The 19,566-nt window shown below is 65.7% G+C and carries 17 protein-coding genes; 7 read left to right on the plus strand and 10 right to left on the minus strand.

The features are described 5' to 3' along the window. The first annotated feature begins 207 nt into the window (after positions 1 to 207). Together ACSQ22_RS06975 and ACSQ22_RS06980 are read left to right on the plus strand one after the other, a co-directional pair. Positions 208 to 2,334 (plus strand): catalase, encoded by a 2,127-nt coding sequence (locus tag ACSQ22_RS06975; RefSeq protein WP_436129842.1) that lies wholly within the window; start codon positions 208 to 210, stop codon positions 2,332 to 2,334. Positions 2,335 to 2,376: 42 nt separating this feature from the next. Then, positions 2,377 to 2,985 carry a hypothetical protein gene (locus tag ACSQ22_RS06980; RefSeq protein WP_055400597.1) on the plus strand — a complete coding sequence of 203 codons (609 nt, stop codon included), beginning with the start codon at positions 2,377 to 2,379 and terminating at the stop codon, positions 2,983 to 2,985. Between the two features lie 136 nt (positions 2,986 to 3,121). On the opposite strand, the gene arsA is transcribed toward ACSQ22_RS06980, so the two are convergent. The 3 genes from arsA to ACSQ22_RS06995 all read right to left on the minus strand — a co-directional run bounded on the left by arsA (position 3,122) and on the right by ACSQ22_RS06995 (position 7,011). Continuing rightward, a complete protein-coding gene (gene arsA / locus ACSQ22_RS06985) occupies positions 3,122 to 4,939 on the minus strand; it encodes an arsenical pump-driving ATPase (RefSeq protein WP_436129843.1) in 1,818 nt (605 codons plus the stop codon). 52 nt (positions 4,940 to 4,991) lie between these two features. Next, on the minus strand, positions 4,992 to 5,828 hold the full coding sequence (locus ACSQ22_RS06990; protein WP_121505704.1) for a ZIP family metal transporter: 837 nt from the start codon (positions 5,826 to 5,828) through the stop codon (positions 4,992 to 4,994). Positions 5,829 to 6,114: 286 nt separating this feature from the next. Continuing rightward, positions 6,115 to 7,011, minus strand: a complete 897-nt coding sequence (locus tag ACSQ22_RS06995; RefSeq protein WP_228896651.1) for a dienelactone hydrolase family protein — start codon at positions 7,009 to 7,011, stop codon at positions 6,115 to 6,117. A 150-nt stretch (positions 7,012 to 7,161) separates the two neighbouring features. Between ACSQ22_RS06995 and ACSQ22_RS07000 the strand changes: the two genes are divergently transcribed. Together ACSQ22_RS07000 and ACSQ22_RS07005 are read left to right on the plus strand one after the other, a co-directional pair. Continuing rightward, positions 7,162 to 9,555, plus strand: a complete 2,394-nt coding sequence (locus ACSQ22_RS07000) for a PAS-domain containing protein (RefSeq protein WP_436129844.1) — start codon at positions 7,162 to 7,164, stop codon at positions 9,553 to 9,555. A 106-nt stretch (positions 9,556 to 9,661) separates the two neighbouring features. Continuing rightward, entirely contained in the window at positions 9,662 to 10,552 is an 891-nt protein-coding gene (locus ACSQ22_RS07005; RefSeq protein ID WP_436129845.1) for an NAD-dependent epimerase/dehydratase family protein, read from the plus strand. Positions 10,553 to 10,577: 25 nt separating this feature from the next. On the opposite strand, the gene ACSQ22_RS07010 is transcribed toward ACSQ22_RS07005, so the two are convergent. The 3 genes from ACSQ22_RS07010 to ACSQ22_RS07020 all read right to left on the minus strand — a co-directional run bounded on the left by ACSQ22_RS07010 (position 10,578) and on the right by ACSQ22_RS07020 (position 13,321). Continuing rightward, positions 10,578 to 11,540, minus strand: coding sequence for an amino acid ABC transporter substrate-binding protein (locus ACSQ22_RS07010; RefSeq protein ID WP_436129846.1), 963 nt, complete (start codon positions 11,538 to 11,540; stop codon positions 10,578 to 10,580). Between the two features lie 101 nt (positions 11,541 to 11,641). Then, positions 11,642 to 12,418: an aspartate/glutamate racemase family protein gene (locus ACSQ22_RS07015; protein WP_436129847.1), complete on the minus strand. Its 777-nt coding sequence runs from the start codon at positions 12,416 to 12,418 to the stop codon at positions 11,642 to 11,644. 12 nt (positions 12,419 to 12,430) lie between these two features. Continuing rightward, positions 12,431 to 13,321, minus strand: a complete 891-nt coding sequence (locus ACSQ22_RS07020; RefSeq protein ID WP_436129848.1) for a transporter substrate-binding domain-containing protein — start codon at positions 13,319 to 13,321, stop codon at positions 12,431 to 12,433. Positions 13,322 to 13,634: 313 nt separating this feature from the next. On the opposite strand from ACSQ22_RS07020, the gene ACSQ22_RS07025 reads away from it, so the two are divergent. Continuing rightward, on the plus strand, positions 13,635 to 14,852 hold the full coding sequence (locus ACSQ22_RS07025; RefSeq protein WP_436129849.1) for a D-amino acid dehydrogenase: 1,218 nt from the start codon (positions 13,635 to 13,637) through the stop codon (positions 14,850 to 14,852). 49 nt (positions 14,853 to 14,901) lie between these two features. Here the strand turns inward: ACSQ22_RS07025 and ACSQ22_RS07030 are convergent, their stop codons facing one another. From ACSQ22_RS07030 to ACSQ22_RS07045, 4 genes are all read right to left on the minus strand, one after another. Beyond that, positions 14,902 to 15,828, minus strand: coding sequence for a LysR family transcriptional regulator (locus ACSQ22_RS07030; RefSeq protein ID WP_057226658.1), 927 nt, complete (start codon positions 15,826 to 15,828; stop codon positions 14,902 to 14,904). Between the two features lie 86 nt (positions 15,829 to 15,914). After that, a complete protein-coding gene (locus tag ACSQ22_RS07035) occupies positions 15,915 to 16,547 on the minus strand; it encodes a glutathione S-transferase family protein (protein WP_055403111.1) in 633 nt (210 codons plus the stop codon). A gap of 21 nt (positions 16,548 to 16,568) precedes the next feature. After that, positions 16,569 to 17,471, minus strand: coding sequence for a glutathione-dependent disulfide-bond oxidoreductase (gene yghU / locus ACSQ22_RS07040; protein WP_436129850.1), 903 nt, complete (start codon positions 17,469 to 17,471; stop codon positions 16,569 to 16,571). A gap of 260 nt (positions 17,472 to 17,731) precedes the next feature. Then, the gene (locus tag ACSQ22_RS07045) at positions 17,732 to 18,028 is read right to left on the minus strand and encodes a putative quinol monooxygenase (protein ID WP_436129851.1); all 297 of its coding nucleotides are present in this window, start codon (positions 18,026 to 18,028) and stop codon (positions 17,732 to 17,734) included. A gap of 288 nt (positions 18,029 to 18,316) precedes the next feature. Here ACSQ22_RS07045 and ACSQ22_RS07050 point away from each other — a divergent pair, with 288 nt between their 5' ends. Together ACSQ22_RS07050 and ACSQ22_RS07055 are read left to right on the plus strand one after the other, a co-directional pair. Further along, on the plus strand, positions 18,317 to 19,117 hold the full coding sequence (locus ACSQ22_RS07050; RefSeq protein WP_436129852.1) for an isocitrate lyase/PEP mutase family protein: 801 nt from the start codon (positions 18,317 to 18,319) through the stop codon (positions 19,115 to 19,117). A 92-nt stretch (positions 19,118 to 19,209) separates the two neighbouring features. Further along, positions 19,210 to 19,560 carry an NIPSNAP family protein gene (locus ACSQ22_RS07055; protein WP_436129853.1) on the plus strand — a complete coding sequence of 117 codons (351 nt, stop codon included), beginning with the start codon at positions 19,210 to 19,212 and terminating at the stop codon, positions 19,558 to 19,560. Positions 19,561 to 19,566: the final 6 nt, after the last annotated feature.

The raw sequence follows: 19,566 nt of genomic DNA on the forward strand, positions 1-19,566 counted from the left end.
AAAGGAGAGGGTCGCGCCACAAGGCAATGGGCCCTGCAGGATGGGCGCAAGCGTAGCAAACACCGAGAGGCTTTAGCGCACAGGCAACGGGCCATTGCCTGACGACGACGACGTCCGGATGGGGCGGCGTCCTACTCCTCGAAAAGCACGGGGGTCCAACGATGTTGGTTGGTCTTGTTTCATTACCCAGAACCCCCAGGAGCGCCCATGGCCCAAACCCCCACTTCGCGCGGCGCGGCAAAAAAATCGCCGTCTGCCCTGCCCTCTTCCACCCAGTCAGACACATTTCGCGGCAACGCAGGCGAGTTGCAGCAGCAAGCTGGTGGCAAGCACCCGGTGCTGACCACGCAGCAGGGCATCCCGGTGGCAGACAACCAGAATTCCCTGCGCCCGTCGCCACGCGGCCCCACGCTGCTCGAAGACTTCATCCTGCGCGAGAAGATCACGCACTTTGACCACGAGCGCATCCCCGAGCGCATCGTGCATGCGCGCGGCTCGGCAGCCCACGGTTTCTTTGAACTCACGCATTCGCTCAAGCAATACACCACCGCCAAGGTGCTGACGGAAGTGGGCGTGCAGACGCCCGTGTTCACGCGCTTTTCGACCGTGGCAGGCGGCGCGGGATCGGTGGACACACCGCGTGACGTGCGCGGCTTTGCCGTCAAGTTCTACACGCCCGAAGGCAACTGGGACCTGGTAGGCAACAACATCCCCGTGTTCTTCATCCAGGATGCGATGAAGTTCCCGGACCTGGTGCACGCGGTGAAGATGGAACCCGACCGCGCGTTCCCCCAGGCGGCCAGTGCGCACGACACCTTCTGGGACTTTGTCTCTCTGATGCCCGAAACCATGCACATGATCATGTGGGCCATGAGCGACCGCACCATCCCGCGCAGCCTGCGCATGATGGAGGGGTTTGGCGTGCACAGCTTCCGGCTCGTCAATGCTGGGGGCGACAGCACGTTCGTGAAGTTCCACTGGCGTCCCAAGCTGGGCATCCAGTCCACGGTGTGGGACGAAGCCGTCAAGCTGCAATCGGCCGACAACGACTTCCACCGGCGCGACCTGTTCGAAGCCATCGAGGCGGGCGACTTCCCGGAATGGGAGCTGTCGGTGCAGCTCTTCACCGAAGAAGACGCCGAGCGCTTCCCCTTCGACCACCTGGACCCCACCAAGCTCATCCCCGAAGAACTGGTGCCCCTGCAGCCTGTTGGCCGCATGGTGCTCAACCGCTGGCCCGACAACTTCTTTGCAGAAACCGAGCAGGTGGCGTTTTGCCCCGCCAACGTGCCGCCTGGCATCGACTTCAGCAACGACCCGCTGCTGCAGGGCCGCCTGTTCTCGTACGTGGACACGCAGCTGTCCCGCCTGGGCGGGCCCAACTTCACGCAGATCCCCATCAATGCGCCCAAGTGCCCGTTCCACAACATGCAGCGCGACGGTCACATGCAGATGCAGGTGCCCAAGGGCCGCGTTGCCTACGAACCCAGCAGCCTGCAGGGTGACACGCCACGCGCCTCACTGGCACAAGGCTTCCGCCACTTCGCTCAGGCCGACGACGGCGATGGCCGAGGAAAAGGCCGTATCCGCCCCGAGAGTTTTGCCGACCACTACAGCCAGGCGCGCATGTTCTTTCGCAGCCAGAGCCCGCTGGAGCAGGCCCACATGGCGTCGGCCTTGGTATTCGAGCTGTCCAAGGTAGCCACCGTGCATGTGCGTGAAGCCGTGGTGGGCCACCTGCAGCATGTAGACCACGACCTCGCCCAGCGTGTGGCCGACGGCCTGGGCATGCAGGCGCTTCCCCCCGCCCCGACTGCCGCCGAGCCAGTGCAGGACCTGCCCCCGTCACCCGCGCTGCGCATCATCGACCGCATGAAGCCTACGCTGCAGGGGCGCTGCATCGGCATCCTGGTGGCCGATGGCTCCAACGGCAACACGATCGCCAACCTGCGCAAGGCGCTGGAGAAGGTGGGCGCCACCGTCAAGATCGTGTCGCCCAAGGTGGGCGGAGCCGTGCTGAAAGACGGCACGCTGTTGCCCGCCGACGGACAGCTGCAAGGCACGCCATCGGTTGTGTTTGACGCTGTGGCCTCCATTCTGTCGCCCGACATGGGCGCATTGCTGGCCAAAGAGGCCGCCGCCGTGGACTGGTTCCGCGACGCGTTCGGCCACCTCAAGGCGATTGCCGCCTGCAAGGGCACCCAGGCCATCCTGCAAGCCGGTGGCATCGAGCCCGACGCAGGCGTGGTGGACCCCGCCGACGCGCAGGGCTTCATCGCCGCCGCACAGACCCGCCAGTGGGAGCGCGAACCCAAGGTCCGCACCCTCGCATGACGCATCCATCCCGTTCCCAACCCCACCACCCAAGGAGAAACCATGCCCAAAGCCCACTATGACAGCCACCAGCTTGATGATCTTGTGCTCCAGATGATGGAAACCGAACTCGGCGGCGAGCAGGTGTACCGCACCGCGCTCACCTGTGCCGTGAACCCCGATCTCAAGAAGGAATGGGAAAGCTATCTGGAAGAAACCTTGACCCACCAGGATGTGGTGCGCAGCCTGTGCGACACCCTGGGGCTGGACCCCGATGCGCAGTCGCCCAGTCGGGCGGTGGTCAAACACATCGGCGAATCCCTGGTCAAGGCCATGCTGCTGGCCAAACAGGGGGGCAACCCCGCCGCCGCCCAGTTGGTGGCCTGTGAATGTGTGGTGCACGCCGAGACGAAAGACCACGCCAATTGGGAACTGCTGGGCAAGGTGGCCGAGGTGGCCACGGGCGACGTGGGCCAGACGTTGAAATCGGCCCACAAGGCGGTGGAGAAAGACGAAGACCACCACCTGTACCACACCAAGGGCTGGTGCCGCGAGCTGGCCCTGGAGGCGCTGGGCCTGCCTGCCGTGCTGCCCCCTCCCGAAGAGGTCAAGAACGTGGAAACCGCCATTGGCGCATCGCGCGCCGAGCAACAGCGCGAAACCATGCTCTGACCTCAGCGATGCCGCAAGGCGGTGGTGCGCCGCCCGGCATTCGCTATTAAAAATATAGCTGCTTGCGCTTTACTGATAAGCGCTGGCGGCTATTTTTCTTTGGCACTTGTACCCTTAGTCCTACTTCCTGTTTGCCTCAACGGATCGTGGCTGGGGGCGCCGACGCCAGTTGGCCCAGTGCAGCCACCCCCACCGGCGGCGTAGCCAGCCAGGGCAGCACATAAGTGCGCTGCGCCAGGCCGTTGGCAATGCGCGCGGCCTGCTGTTGCTCGCCGACCAGGCGGGCCTGCAGCAGCGGGTCGCTGGTGCCCGTGGCCGCCACGCTTTTGTTGATGACCCAGGCCCAGGGCTCGATGTGGGCGCGGCGCAGGTCGTCCTGCAGCGCTGCCGCCTGGCTCACGGGGGTGACTTCGGGCAGCGTGACGATGACCACATGGGTCATGTCAGCGTCCTGCAGCCGCATGAGCGGGGTGATGATGTGTTTGGAGTTTGCGCTGCCTTCGTACTGCTGCGTCATCTGCCGGTGGTAGGCGCCGGTGGCGTCCATCAGCAGCAGGCTGTGGCCGGTGGGTGCCGTGTCCAGCACCACAAAGGCGCTGCGGGCCTCGTTCACCACGCGGCTGAAGGCGTGGAACACGGCCACCTCTTCGGTGCAGGGCGACTGCAGGTCTTCCAGCAGCAGGGCGCGGCCCGCGTCGTCCAGGGCCTTGCCGCGCGTGGCCATGATCTTGTCGATGTACGCCTGTGTCTCTGCGTGCGGGTCGATGCGGCCCACTTTCAGGCCGGGCAGGCTGCCGTCGAGCTGGGCTTGCACATGGGCTGCCGGGTCGGTGGTGGTGAGGTGCACGCTGTGCCCGCGCTGCACCAGGCCCACGGCCAGCGCGGCGGCGATGGTGGTCTTGCCCACGCCGCCCTTGCCCATCACCATGATGAGGCCGTGGCCCTTGGCGGCCAGTGCATCGGCCAGGGACGAGAGGGGTTCGGCCTGCAACAGCACACCCGCCGTGGAGGCAGGCGCGCCCAATGGCACATCGCCGCCCCCCAGCAATGCCCGCAGCGCGGGCAGGCCCACGGTGTCAAAGGCGCGCAGCGGCACCTCGTCGCGTGGCAACTGGGCCAGCGCATCGGGCATCTGGTCCATGGCTTGACGGCCCAGGGCCTCGATGGCATCGGCCACGGTGTCATGCCCCGGCTGGCTCGCATGGAACACGCCGTTGATGGCCAGGCGCTGGTTGGCCAGGCCCAGGGCGCGCAGCTCCAGCGCAGTGCGCGCAGCCTCCTGCATGGGGCGGGGGTCGGGACGGGTGACCAGCACCACGGTGGTCAGGGCCGGGTCGCTCAGCGCGGCCAGGGCGGCGTTGAAGCGCGCCTCCTGCATCTTGAGCCCCGAGTGCGGGCCCAGGCACGACGCCCCCCGGTCGTTGCCCGCCAGGAATCCGGTCCAGGCCTTGGGCAGGCTCAGCAGACGCAGCGTGTGGCCGGTGGGGGCCGTGTCGAACACCACGTGGCCGAACACGTGGCCGATGGCGCTGCCCTCGCTGGCCAGCAGCGCTGCAAATTCGTCGAACGCCGCGATCTCGGTGGTGCAGGCGCCCGAGAGTTGCTCGCGCACCGTCGCGCGTTCGTCGCTGGTGGCTGTGGCCTCCAGCTGCGCCAGCACACGCTGGCGGTAGGCCTCGGCGGCCGTGTCGGGGTCGATGTTGAGCATGTGCAGCCCCGGTACCCCGGGCACGGCCACCGGCTGGTTGGACAGCGGCACGCCCAGCATTTCATCGAGGTTGGAGGCTGCATCGGTGCTGACCAGCAGCACCTGCCGACCAGCATCCGCCAGGGCAATGGCCGCAGCCGTGGACAGCGAGGTCTTGCCCACGCCGCCCTTGCCCGTAAAAAACAGAAAACGCGTGGGCTGGGCGAGCAGGCCCAAGGTGGCGGGGGCGGCGTGTGTGGAAGTCATCTCACCAGAATGGCACAACCACCTGGCGCGGCCTTGAGCCAGGTCAAGGGCGTCAGTGTGCGTGCGCCGCCCCGCTCACCAGCGTCACGATCACCATGCCCGCAATCAGCCAGGCGATCTGCGCAATGGTTTCGCGCGCCGTGAGGCGCTTTTGCAGCTGGGGAATCAGGTCGGCCAGCGCCACATACACAAAACTGCTCGACGCCACGGCCAGGAAGTAGGGCAAGAAGTCCTGCAGCTGCCCCACCAGGAAGTAGCCCACCACGCCGCCCAGCGCCGTCACGGCGCCCGCCAGCGACACCTTGACCAGCGCCATGCGGCGGTTGGGGCTGGTCTGGCGCAGCACCACCAGGTCGCCCATGTGGTGCGGCACCTCGTGCGCCAACACGGACACGGCGGCAATCACGCCCAGGCGGATGTCGGCCATGAAGGCCGAGGCGATCAGGATGCCGTCGCCAAAACAATGCACGCTGTCGCCCGTGAGCACCGCCCATCCGCCAGAGCGCGGCCCGTGGTGATGGTGGTGCGCATGGCCGTGGTCATGGGCGTGATCGTGGTCTGCATGGACGTGGCCGTGGGTGGAGGGCTGTGCGTGGCTGTGCTCATGCCCGTGGTGCCACAGCTCGGCCTTGTCCAGCAAGAAGAAAAACACCACGCCCACCAGCAAGGTGGCAAACAGGTCGTGAGCGCCCGCCTGGCTCTCGAACGCCTCGGGCAGCAGATGCATGAAGGCCGTGGCCAGCAGGGCGCCCGCCGCCAGGCTCAGCAGGTGCTGGGGGCCCACGCTGTCGGTGCGCCCGCCCAGGCCCAGCCGCATCAGCAGTGCGGCCAGCCACACGCTGCCAATGCCCGCAGCCAGCGTGGCCAAGATGATTGCTACTAAAGTCATAGCTTCTTACGCTTTATAGATAAGCCACAGAGCTTATTTTCGTTCAAATCCCACGCCCCGGACGCGAGATTAAAAAAGCCGCCCCGGTGAGGGGGCGGCTGCGGGCGGATTGCAGGGTACCGGCTCAGAGGCTGAGAGTTTTTTGCCCGAGCCCGAAAGGTGCGTCAAAACGCAGCTGATCGAGGCGCAAAGCGCAGCCATAGCTCGGGCTATGGCGAGCATTTGCAACGACGAGCAGCGGTGCTTTGGCGCGCAAGGCGGGCATAGGCAAAAGACTCTCAGCCTCTCAGACTACGCCGTGCGTCTTGAACCAGGCCAGCGCCCGCTTCCAGCCGTCTTCGGCGGCTTCCTTGCGGTAGCTCGCGCGGTAGTCGGCATGGAAGGCGTGGGGCGCGTCGGGGTACACCACAAATTCCGATGCCTTGGCCTGCGGCGAGCCACTGGCCAGGGCAGCTTTCATCTTATCAACCGTGTCAAGGGGTATTCCGGTATCTTTTTCGCCATACAGGCCCAGCACGGGGGCCTTGAGGATGGGGGCGATTTCCACAGGGTGCTTGGGCGTGAGCTCGCTGGCCTGGCCCACCAGCCTGCCGTACCAGGCCACGCCCGCTTTCACGGGGCCATGGGCTGCGTACAGCCAGGTGATGCGGCCGCCCCAGCAAAAGCCGGTGATGCCCATGCGCGCGGCATCGCCGCCGTTGGCAGTGGCCCATTGCACCGCACCATCGAGGTCGGCCATCACCTGGGCGTCAGGCACCTTGGAGACCACTTCGGCCATGAGCTTGGCAATGTCGGTGTACTGCGACGGGTCGCCCTGGCGCGCATACAGCTGGGGCGCAATGGCCAGGTAGCCTGCCTTGGCAAAGCGGCGGCAGGTGTCGGCGATGTACTCGTGCACGCCAAAGATTTCCTGGATCACCAGCACCACGGGCAGACCGGTCTTGCCAGCAGGTGCTGCGCGGTAGGCGGGCACCTTGAAGCCGTTGACGGTAAAACTCACCTCCCCGGCTGTCAGGCCGTCGCTGGGCGTGGCTATGGCCGTCTGCGCCATGATGGGTGCGGCTGCCGCCGCATAGCCCAGGCCAAGGGCGGTCTGTAGCGCCGTGCGTCGGGTGGCGCCCGCCTCGGTGGTGCGGCCAGGCAAAAGCGCGCGTGCGTCGGAGTGGAGGTCTTCAGTGAGCATCGGTTTCTCCAGGGTGAAAGAAGAGGGGGCCAACAAGGGCGGTAACGGACGGAAGCCGCAGTCTAGGCGGTTTGGAGCCTTGCCGCATTTGCCGGTACCGCAAACAGGGGCGCACTGCTAGACTTTCTGCGAACCTGGGACCTACCAACCATGCCCCCTGCTCCACCGCCAGCGCGCGAAGAACCTCCGGCTCTGCTGACGGCGGTCGTGTGTGGGGTCTGCGGCATGGGTGGGCTGGGGCTGCTGGCCTGGGCGCTGGCCAGCCATGTGCTGGAGGCGCCAGTGCGCGCTGCGCTGGTGGCTGCCGGTCTGGCGCTGGGGGCCATGGCCGGCCTGCACTGGCAGCTTGCACGGCGTGCGCAGCGCTGCCAGATGGCGGCAGAGGCTGCACAGCAGGCAGCCCTGCAGGCCAGCGCACAGCTGTCGGCCACGCTCGACATCCTGCCCGACGGCCTGGCCATCTACGACGCGGACGACCGCCTGGTGCTGTGCAACACACGCTACCGCGAGGTGGCCCCGGGCATCACGATGGCGGTGGACTATGGGACACGGTTTGAAGACGTACTGCGCCGGGCCGCCGCTTCGGGCGAGATCCGGGACGCGCGACCAGACCTGGAAACCTGGCTGGCGGGCCGCATGGAACGCCACCGGTCACCGTCCGGCCCCGAAGTGCAGGAGGTGCGGGGCGACCGCTGGATGCAGCTGACCGAGCGCACGCTCGACGGTGGCGGCGTGGTGGTGCTGCGCACCGACATCACCGACACCGTGCACAAGGAACGCGCGCTGAAACAGGCGCTGGCCGACGCCGAACGCGCTGAGCGCCGCCTGCACGAGGCGGTGGACGCCATGCCCGCCGGCCTCGATATCTATGACGAGAACGACCGGCTGGTGCTGTGCAACAACTTCATGGCCAACCTGCGCCCGCACCTGCCCGTGCGGACATCGCTGGGCAAGACCTATGAAGAACTGCTGCGTGAAGGCCTCCAGCACGGCATTCCCGAAGAAGCGCGCGGCCAGGAAGAGCTGTGGCTGGCCCACGAACTGGCCCTGCGCGGCCACCGCCCTGGCCCCGAGGTGCGCCACTACCCCAATGGCGCATGGATGCACATGCACGAAAGCCGCACCCCCTCGGGCATGACCGTGGTGGTGCGGCTGGACATCAGCGACCTGATCGAGCAGCGCCAAAAGGCAGAGGAAGCCCGCCAGGAAAGCCAGCGCATGCGCCAGTTGCTGGAGCGCGCGGTGGAGGCCCTGCCCGTCAGCATCGAGATCTTTGACGAGCAGGACCGGCTGGTGCTATTTAACCAGCAGCTCTCGCGCATGTACCCCCACATGAACTACGCAGAGCATCTGGGCAAAAGCTTTGCCGACATCCTGCGGTATTCGGTGCAGCGGGGGCTGGTCCCCTCTGCCAACGGCCGCGAGGAAACCTGGATTGCCGAGCGCCTGTCAGAGCACGGCAGCCGCACGTCCAACCTGGTGCAGCGGCTGGCCGATGGGCGCTGGATCAACATTTACGAAACCCGCACCCCTGAAAACTATGTGGTGGCGGTGCGCCTGGACATCACCGACCTAATCGAACAGCGCCAGGCACTCGAAGCGGCGCAGGACGAAGCCCAGCAGGCGCGGCAACTGCTGCAGGACGCCATCGAATCGCTGCCCGAGGGGTTTGCGCTGTTCGATGCCGACGACCGGCTGGTGGTGTGCAACGCGCAGTACCGACGGCTGTACCCCATCTCGGCACCCATGATCTTGCCCGGTAGCACCTTTGAGCAAATTGCCCGCTACGGCGTTGAGCGCGGGCAGTACCTGGACGCAGTGGGCAACGAAGAGGCCTGGCTGGCCCAACGTGTGGCCGACCACCAGGCCGCCATCCAGTCCGTTTTGCAGCACCTGACCGACGGCCGGTGGGTACAGGCCGACGAACGCCGCACCCCCCAGGGCGGCATTGCCGGTGTGCGCACCGACGTGACCCAGCTGGTGCGCAAGGAGCAGGAGCTGGCCGCCGCCAACGCCAAGCTGGCGCTGCTGTCCACCACCGACGGTGTCACGGGCATCGGCAACCGGCGCCGGTTTGACGACCGTCTGGCCACGGAATGGATGCGCTGCGGCAGGCACGGCCTGCCGCTGACCGTCATCCTGATCGACATCGACCACTTCAAGCTCTACAACGACCACTACGGCCACCTGGCTGGCGACGAATGCCTGCGCCGCGTGGCCCAACTGCTGCAAGCCACCATCCGACGCGCGGATGAGGTGGCCGCACGCTATGGCGGCGAAGAGTTTGTGCTGCTGCTGCCCGACGTGCCGTTGCCCGAGGCCGTGACCGTGGCACAGCGCTGCATGGACAGCCTGCGGGATGCCGCCCTGGCCCACCCCCGCTCCCCCACGGCGCCCATCATCACGTTCAGCATGGGCATTGCGAGTGTGGTCCCACGCCCGGAGGCCGGGTCTGACACACTGGTGCAGGCGGCCGATGCAGCCCTGTACCGCGCCAAGTATGGGGGCCGCAACCGCTTTGAAGTGTTTGACCCGGGCGCATGAACAGGCCCGGCGCCGCTGACAGCAGCGGAGCCCTCAGCGTTTTCGTGCACCGCTCCAAGAACCCGCACCCGCCGATGACCTTCTTTTCCTTTCAAAGGCACTGTTGATGCACATCCTGCTGACCGGCTCCACCGGATTCATTGGCCACACCGTGGCAGCGGCACTGACCCGCGCAGGGCACACGGTGCACGGCGGGGTTTCACCCCGCCAGCGCACCGCGCAGCCGCTGCAGATCCCCATGGACTTTGCCCGCGACACCACGCCCGATGCGTGGCTGCCACGCCTGGCGGGGATCGACGCAGTCGTCAACGCTGTGGGCGTGCTGCGCGACAGCAGCGCACGCCCTATCGACGCCGTCCATCAGCACACCCCCGTGGCCTTGTTCAACGCCTGTGCTCAGGCGGGTGTGAGACGGGTGGTGCACATCTCGGCGCTGGGCATTGAAGGCAGCACCACGCGCTACGCCAGCACCAAGCGCGCGGCCGACGTGCATTTACAGGCCCTGGCCGCGCGGGGCGCCCTGAACCCCGCCATCCTGCGGCCCAGCGTGGTGTTTGGCAAAGGCGGCGACAGCAGCGCCCTGTTCATGAATCTGGCCCGCCTGCCCGTGGCGCTGTTCCCCGGCCCGATGCTCACGGCGCGCGTGCAGCCCGTGTCGGTGCACGACCTGGCCGCTGCCATCGTTGCGCTGCTGGGTCCAGCCATAGCCACCCAGGGCCTCATTGAATGCCCGGGGCCGGAAGCGCTGACCATGGGAGATTTCGTCGCCAGCCTGCGGCAACAACAGGGCCACGGCCCCGCCCGCGTGCTACGCCTGCCCGACGCGCTGACGCAGCTCAGCGCCCGCATGGGCGATGCGGTGCCCAGCGTGCCCTGGTGCACCGAAACCCTGAGCATGCTGGGCAGCGACAACGTGGGCAATCCGGCCGTGTTCGAGCAGTTGCTGGGGCGCAAAGGCGTGCATTACAGCCAGCTGGTGGCTACGGCCTGGCGTTGAAGGCCCACCCCGCGCGCCACCGTGCCTACTGCGGCACGTAGTCCGACGGGTACTTGAGCGAATCCACCAGCAGGTGCGGCATGCGCATGCCCAGGTTGATGCCTTGGGGCGGAATCGGCTGAGTGAACCACTTGTCATACAGACGGTGCAGCTCGCGGGTCTGGACCAAACGGCGCAGCTCGGCATCCACCACGGCCTTGAGTTCGGGGTTGTTGCGCTCAAACGCCACCGCATAAGGCTCGATGGTCATGGGCTTGCCGATGACCTTCAGGTCCTGCGGCTTGGTGTGGCTGGCGCGCAGGCCGTAGAGCAGCACGTCGTCCATCGCAAAGCCTTCGACCTTGCCGCTGACCACCCAGCCGAAGCCCTCGGCGTGGTCCTTGGCGGGCTCGATGCGCACGCGCACCGACTTGGTGGCAGCCTCGCGCGCCAGCGAATCAATGTTGGTGGTGCCCGCTGTGGATGCGAGTGTCTTGCCATCCAGGTCTTCGATGCGGGAATAAGGCTTGTCGCTTTGCACCACGATGCGCGACGAGGCAATGAAATGCGCAATGGTGAACGCCACGCGCTCACGGCGCGCTGCCGTGTTGGTGGTGGAGCCACATTCCAGGTCCACCTCGCCTTTTTCAATGGCATCGAAGCGGCTGCTGGAAGTGACCAGGCGGTAGGCCACCTTGGTCTCGCGCAGCTTGAGATGGCGCCCCAGCGCCTGCGCAACCTGAAGGCAAACATCCACGCTGTAACCCATGGGTGTTCCGTGGGCCACATAGGACATCGGCATGGACGATTCGCGGTGGCCGATGACCACCACGCCGCTGGACTGGATGCGTTGTAGCGTCTTCCCCTGGGATGGTGACGACGGCGCCGCCTGCGATGGTGCCGCCGCCTGTGCCAGCACCTTGCCGCCACCCGCCATGCTGAACGCAAGCGCAAGCACGGCCGCGCTCATGCTCCCGCCCAGCCTTTTTCCGACCGTCGCAACTGTCATGGTGTTCACCTTCAATCAAGAAGTCGCCACCCCAGGCAGACTGAGGACATGGCAAGAAAAAGGATTCGGCCGCTCACCAAGCCGACGGCAGTGCGCTGGGCTCAGCCCGCAGGATGGATGTGCCAGTAGGCATGCCGGGCCAGGGCCGAGGCCAGCACCACCGAGGGATTCACCAGCGAGAGCCCTTCGAGCCGGGGGTGCTCCGCCAGCGCCAGGGGAATCTCGGTGCAGCCCATGATCAGCGTGGACACGCCGTAGCGCTCCTGCAGCGCAATCGACACGGCCTCAAAGCGCTGTCGCGCCAGCGGATAGTTGCCCGCCTTCACGCCGTCGTAGATTCCCTGCATCAACTGCTCGCGCTCATGGTCGTCGGGTACAAAGCAGCCGATGCGCGCACGCTCCAGCTCACGCTGGTACAGGCCAGCGTCGTAGGCGCCGCGTGTGGCCAGTAGCCCCACGCCCTGCACCTTGCGCGCCGACAGCTCGGCTACCACCTCCTGCACGCCGTGCAAGACCACCATCTGTGGAAACCGCTGCTGCAGGATGCCGTGCCAGGCATGGGCCGTGTTGCAGGCAATCGCCACCACTCGCGCGCCCAGCGCAGCCAGCCGCCCGGTGGCCTGCAGCATGGGGTCTGCGGGCTGGTGCGCGCCGGGGCGCGTGTCGTTCAGCGCGGCCGTGCGGTCCGGTATGGGCACCTGCGCCAGCCAGTGCTCGGGGTAGGCCTGGTCGTGCACCGGAATGCCCAGCACCTCCATGCGGTCGGTGCAGGCCTGCACGAACAGGCGCACAAAGTCAGCCCCGGCGGCCGGGCCCATCCCGCCCAGAATCCCCACCACCTGCGGGGCGTGGGGGTGGCTTGCAGACACTAAAGACATGCGCGCTCCGGCTTACTGTGCGGGCTTGTCGCTTTGGGCCACCAGGTTCTCGCGCAGTTCCTTGCTCATGGCCAGGTTCAGGTTCTGGTTGCGCGGTGGCACGGGCGACATGAACCACTTGGTGTAGAGTTTTTCGAACTCGCCCGACTTCATCATCCCACCGATCACGCCGTTGACCAGCGCCTGGAACTGCGGGTCGTCCTTGCGCAGCATGCAGGCATAGGGCTCCACCTGCAGCGATTCGCCCACCACCGTCCAATCGGCCGGGTTGCGCTGGTTGCCCATCAGGCCGAACAGCAGGATGTCATCCATCGCAAACGCTTCCGCCCGCCCCGTTTCCACCAGCAACACGGAGTCGTCATGGTCCTTGCCCAGCACGATGTCCATGTCGAGGTTGTTGTCGCGGTTGTACTTGCGAATCACCTGTGCATTGGTGGTGCCCGAGGTGCTGGCCACCTTCTTCTTGGCCAGGTCTGCGTAGTTCTTGACGCCCGATGTCTTCTTGGTCAGGAGGCGCGTGCCGGTGTAGAAGTAGTTGATGGCAAATTGCACATCCTTGCCCCGCGCCGTGTTGTTGGTGGTGGAACCGCACTCCAGGTCGATGGTGCCGTTGGTCAGCAGCGGAATGCGGTTCTGCGAAGTGACCGCCTGCAGCCCCACCTTGAGGTCGGGGTTGTTCACACGCTTCTTCACGGCATCGACCACTGCGTTCGAGATGTCCACCGCAAAGCCCACCGGGGCACCGGGGCCCGAGAGGTAGCTGAAGGGCACCGACGACTCGCGGTAGGCCAGCGTGATCCTGCCCGACTCGGCAACCTTCTTGAGGGTGTCGGCACTGGCCATGGTGCTGGCCAGCAGGCCGGTGAGCACGATGGCGGCGGAGGTGACGGCGGAGAGCTTCATGGGAATCCCTTTGCGAAAAATCAGGTGGACGGTTGAAAAATCGAAACGCAGGGGCACTGTAAAAATTCGCGCCACACTTGAACAATTCATTTGCACGGGTACGTCATGACCAAAAGTTATGCCGCCGATCTGGTGCACACCGCCGCACCATCCAAGTGCCATTTTTCCCATTCCGCACGGCTGTTCCGTACTGTGTGCCTTCCATCGGTGCACACGCATAACTTCCCGGCATGGCTGCGCATGGCATTGGCATTGTTCAAAGGCCCGCCCTCACCCTACATTGACTTTCAGTCAACAACGTAGAACACACAAGATGCAGGTATGTGTCCTTGGCGCGGGCATCGTGGGCCTGGCCACCGCCTATGAGCTCCACCAGCGCGGCATGCAGGTGACCGTGATCGACCAGGCTCAGCCCGGTGCTGGCGCCAGCGGCGGCAATGGCGCGCAATTGAGCTACAGCTATGTGCAGCCCCTGGCCAATGCCGGCCTGTGGCACCAGTTGCCCGAACTGCTGCTGTCACCCCGCTCGCCCCTCAAGATGCGCCCGCAGTGGGACGTGCACCAGTGGCGCTGGGGCCTGGAGTTTTTGCGGGCCTGCAACCGGCGCACGTCCGAGCGCAGCACCCAACACCTGCTGACCCTGGCCGCACTCAGCCGCCAAGGTTTTGAGGCCATGCTGCAGGCCGAGCAGCTGGACTGCAATTTCTCCAACACTGGCAAGCTCGTGCTGTACAGCACCCCTGCGGGCCTCGCCGCAGCGCAGCAGCAGATGGAACTGCAGCGCGCCTGGGGTAGCGAGCAGGAAGCCGTCTCGCCCCAGCGCTGTGTGGAGATCGAGCCCGCGCTGCAGCACTACCACCGCAGCATTGCAGGCGCCATCTACACCCCCAGCGAATGCGCGGCCGATTGCCTGGCGGTGTGCCAGGGACTGCAGCGGCTGCTGGCGGCACGCGGGGTGCGCTTTGTGCTGGGCACGCGCGTGGAGGGCTTTGTGCACCATGCGCGGCGCATTGCAGCCGTCCAGACCAGCGCGGGCGCCATCGAGGCGCAGCAATTTGTGCTGGCCCTGGGGAGCGCCAGCCACCAGGCGGCAAAGACCCTGGGCTTTCGCCTGCCCATCTATCCGCTCAAGGGCTACAGCATCACGCTCGACACCACGGAAGCTCCCGGCGCAGCACCCCGCGTCAACGTGACCGATGCTGCGCGCAAGGTGGTCTTTGCACGCATCGGCCGGCGGCTGCGCGTGGCCGGCATGGCCGAGCTGGTGGGGCACAACGACCACATCCCCCCAGCGCGCATCCAGAGCCTGTGCGAGTCCACCAGCGCGCTGTTTCCGGGCTGCAGCGACTTCCGTGAACTGCGCCCCTGGACCGGCATGCGCCCGGCCACGCCCACGGGCGTGCCGCTGGTGGGACGGCACCCCCACGCACCGGAGAACCTGCTGCTGAACACGGGCCACGGTGCGCTGGGTTTCACGCTGGCCTTTGGCACGGCGGCGCAGGTGGCCGCATTGGTAGCGCCCGCGGCCTGACACCGCGCGGGCGAAGGTGCGGGAGCGCAACAGCGTCCTGCACAAGGCGCTATTCGGCCTCCCGCAGACCGACGGACTCCAGCGTCTCGGCCACCGCCTGGCGCATGCACTGCGTCATGGCGCTGGCCAGCAGCGAGCTGGGCCGGTTCACGGTGCGCAATGACTTGATGGGCACGGCAATGTGTGGAGCCAGCGCCAGCACCTCCACCTTGCTGCGGTCGGCCGACGCGGCCGTGCAGGTGTCGACCACCGCCACCGCATGGCCGTGGTGCGCCAGGGCCAGCGCGGCGTGGTAGGTCTGCACCGTGATCGCTGTCTGCAAGCCCACCCCGGCCTCCCGGCAGGCATGGTTGACCACCGTGCCGATGGGGTCACGCACATCGAGCCGCACCACCGGCGTATCCGCCAAGTCGGCCAGGTGCACCACGCCCGCAGCCACCAGTGCGGCATTGAGCATGCCCTTGGGCGCCACACACACCATGCGCCCATCGGCCAAGTGCTCTTGCGTGAGCGCGGGGTGAGCGATGGCGCTGAACACAAAGCCCACATCCGCCTCCTGCAACACCAGGGCCGACACGATCTGCGGCGAATGCAGCGCATCGATGGTGACCTTCACGTCCGGGTGCTTCTGCCGAAAGAACCGCAGCGCACGCGGCAGCACTTCGTAGCTCAGCGCCAGCACGCTCAGGATGTGCAACTCGCCCTCGCGCTGGTCGCCCTTGAGGCTGTTGGCCAGGCGCTGCACATCGTCGAGCTGGGTGAACAGGCGCTCGATGTGGGGGTACAGGGTCTGTGCCTCGGTGGTGGGCACCAGCTTGCCTTTGAGCCGATGAAACAGCGGAAAACCGAGCTGCAGTTCCGCATGGGCCAGGATGCGGCTGACCGCCGGCTGGGTGACGTTGATGAGGCGGGCCGCCGCGCTCACGCTGCCGGTGAGCATGACGGCGTTGAAAACTTCTATGTGGCGAAGGCGCATGGGCTAACAATGCAAGGAACAGGCCCGATGCGCAATCCTTGCATCCACCCATTGCGACTAAAACGGGGACTGGAGCAGCGCGATAGTTAGAGCGACATCGACAGCCGCTGCGCCATGGCCGCACGCCAACGCAGCAAGTGCGGGTGCTGCTCGCCCGGCTTGTGCTTGACCACACGCGCAAAGTCCACCGCCACCACCGCCGTGATGTCGGCCACGCTGAAGCGGTCGGTGGCAATGAAGTCGCGGTCCGCCAGGCGCTCGTTGAGCAGCTGAAAGAACTGCCCCACGCGCACCAGCCCCCGCTCGGCCAGGGCCGGAATTTGCGGGTAGTCCACCGCGCCGGGCAATGCCCGGTTGGCCATGGCGGGCGCGCTGTTGCGCAGCGCCTCGGCAATGGCCAACAGGCCCTCGAACTCCATGCGCCAGTTCCAGCTCGCAATCTCGGCCTTTTCTGCATGCGTCTCGCCCAGCAACGCAGGCTGTGGGTAGCGCGCCTCGACATACGCGGTGATGGCCGCGTTGTCGGTCAGCAGCAAACCCTCTTCGGTGCGCAGCGCGGGCACCGTGCACTGCGGGTTGATCTGGCGGTAGGCATCGCCCAGTTGCTCGCCATTGCGCAGGTCCACCTGCACGGTGTCGTGGGCCACACCCTTTTCTGCCAGCAGGATGCGCGCGCGGCGCGGGCTGGGCGCGGTGGTGCAGTCGTACAAAGTGATCATGGTGACGCCTTGCAAAAACACTCAGCGTGCGGGTGAAGAAGCTGCTGCCGCAGCCTCGATCTTGTCCTGCGTCTTTGTGTCAAAGTCGCTGGCGTCATGCCGCTCGCGCAACTGGCTGGCCAGGTCGCCCTGCACGCGGTTCACCTTGCGCCCCCGCTGCACCGCCGAGCGCTTGGCCACCTGTTCGGCCCAGCGCACCACATGCTTGTACTCATGCACCTGCAAAAACTCGCCCGCGTTGTAGGCCTGCCCTTTCACTAGCAAGCCATACCAGGGCCAGATCGCAATATCGGCCACCGTGTACTCATTGCCCGCCACGTACTCGGTCACGGCCAGACGCTGGTTCAGCACATCGAGCTGGCGCTTGGCCTCCATCGCATAGCGGTCGATCGCGTACTCGATCTTGACCGGCGCGTAGGCATAAAAATGCCCAAACCCTCCCCCCACAAACGGCGCACTGCCCATCTGCCAGAACAGCCACGACAGGCACTCGGCCCGCGCCGCACCGTCCTTGGGCAAAAAGGCGCTACCGAACTTCTCAGCCAGGTACATCAGGATGGCGCCGGACTCGAACACGCGCACCGGGTTGGCGGGGTCGGTGCGGTCCAGCAGCGCAGGGATCTTGGAATTGGGGTTCACAGACACAAAGCCGCTGCCAAACTGCTCGCCCTCGTTGATGCGAATCAGCCACGCGTCGTACTCCGCCCCGCTGTGGCCCAGCGCCAGCAGCTCTTCCAGCATCACCGTCACCTTCACGCCATTGGGCGTGCCCAGCGAATAGAGCTGTAGCGGGTGCTTGCCCACGGGCAGCTCTTTATCGTGCGTAGCCCCGGCAACGGGCCGGTTGATGCTGGCGAACTGGCCGCCGTTTGCTTTGTTCCATTGCCAGATGGCGGGAGGGGTGTAGGGGGTGGAATCGGGCATGCACAGCTCCAGGCAAATGGGATGGAAAGTGGCGGGATCGCCAGCAGTTGCCTGGGGAGTTTAGCGACGCGGTTTGTCCGCCGCTGGGCTGGGGCGAATACCACCGAAGCGCTTTGCCACATTGCACTGCCAGTGCTCTGGCGATGCAACTACCCCTCCACAAAAAGCGAGCTACCCCGAGTGGTCTCGAACCCGCATCAACCCGCCCAGCGCGGCACCCTGGAAAAGGTTGTTGAATAGAGCGCTCGGAGGCGCTGAGTTCAAGGGTTCAGGACAGAACAGTGTTGGCGTGAGACCTTGGTGATCAACGGGCCTGCCTGCTCTTTGAACAGTGCCAAGCTGCCACCCGCATCGTGCGCCACCAGCGCCTCAGCGCTTGCATACAACTCAAACAGCACGACCGAATGGGCGTTTTCGGTGGGCGTTAGCACTTCAAACTGCAGGGTGCCCGGTTCGCCTGCCAGGCAGCGCTGCTTGTGATCCAGCAAAGATTGCAGAAATGACGCTTTTGACTCAGGCTTGAATTCAATTGTTACGACGAGAGCGATTTTTTGCATGGGTTGCATTGATAGTTGATCGTCAACCTTTGACGGCTTGCCCAACGGGCCCTAGACCGCAAGCCGGCCGAGTGCGCTGGGCCCGGCATGGTACGGTGAACATGCAATTGACTGGAAACAGCTTGCAACTTCGAGCTGCAATCGTGGGGCTTCTCAGCCATTGATGGGGCATGGCCCGCGAATGCACTTGCACCGGGTGCCGCCCCCTGAGGGACAGGTCCGGATCTGGCCAGACATCCCCGCCAGCACACCCTAGCCTAGGCAATCCCCAACTTTCAGGAACCCACAATGCCCAGCCCCCTGGCCGCCCACTTTCGAGACCTTCACCATCGGCATGAAGTCCTTTTATTGCCCAACGCCTGGGATGCAGCAAGCGCCCACATTCAGGCGAGGGCGGGGGCCAAGGCAGTCGCCACGTCCAGTGCTGCCCTTTGCTGGGCCTTGGGCTACCAGGATGGCGGCGCGCTGCCCGTGGGCGAACTCCTGTCTGCCATACGCCGCATCGTGCGGACATTGGCCGTGCCGCTGACCGTGGACATCGAGGATGGGTACAGCGACAGCCCCGAGGAGGTGGCAGAGCTGGCGGCCGAAGTCCTCCGATGCGGGGCTGTAGGCATCAACATTGAAGATGGCACTGCACCCAGCGAAATCCTTGCAGAAAAGATTCAGGCCATCCGGTCGCGGACCGGCGCTGCGGAATTGTTCATCAACGCCCGCACCGATGTTTACCTGCGCTCCCTCGCCCCAGAGGGACCCGAGGCGGTGGCCATGGTCAATGCGCGGGCCAAAGACTATGCGAGCGCTGGCGCAGATGGGCTTTTTGTTCCGGGCTTGGTGCAAACGGCAGACGCTGAACAGATCGCCTCAGCAACGCGGCTGCCGCTCAACCTGATGCTGCTGCCAGGGCTGCCGGATGCAGAAAAGCTGGGGCGGGCAGGCATGCGCCGCCTCAGTGCAGGTCCGGCCGTGTTCCTGTCTGCCTACGCACAACTGGAGGCGGACACCACCGCGCTCATGGCGGGCGAAGGTGAGAGAATTTTCAGCCGTGCGCTCCCCTTCGCAAGCGTCAACGCTCTCTTTGCGCAATAGCGTGCACCTCTCCATGTGCTGTGGCAATGCACCAGCGCCGGGCTGTACACAAGCTGCACCGGCCCTTTTTTTCACCCGACTCCAACGCACCCATGCGACTCGTCGAAATCCGCTCCTACCAACTCAAGGCCCACACTGCAGAGGCCTTCCACCAGCTTGTGAGCGAGCGGTCCGTCCCCTTGCTGAGGCAATGGGGGACCGACGTGGTGGCATACGGTATTTCTGCACACGAAGGCAATGGCTACTTCCTCATCCGCGCATACCAGGATCGGGGCGACCTGCAGCAAAGCCAGGACCAGTTCTACGCGTCCGAGGCGTGGCGCAGCGGGCCGCGTGAAGAGATCGTGGCAAAGATCGAAAGCTCCCTGAGCACCCAGGTCTGGCTTTCTGCTGCCGGGGTCGAGGATCTGCGGGCCTCCAACACCGGTACGCAGGGGGCCTGATCCACG

Origin of the sequence: Acidovorax sp. LjRoot38 (genome assembly GCF_964252975.1) — a bacterium.
GTDB lineage: Bacteria > Pseudomonadota > Gammaproteobacteria > Burkholderiales > Burkholderiaceae_C > Acidovorax > Acidovorax facilis.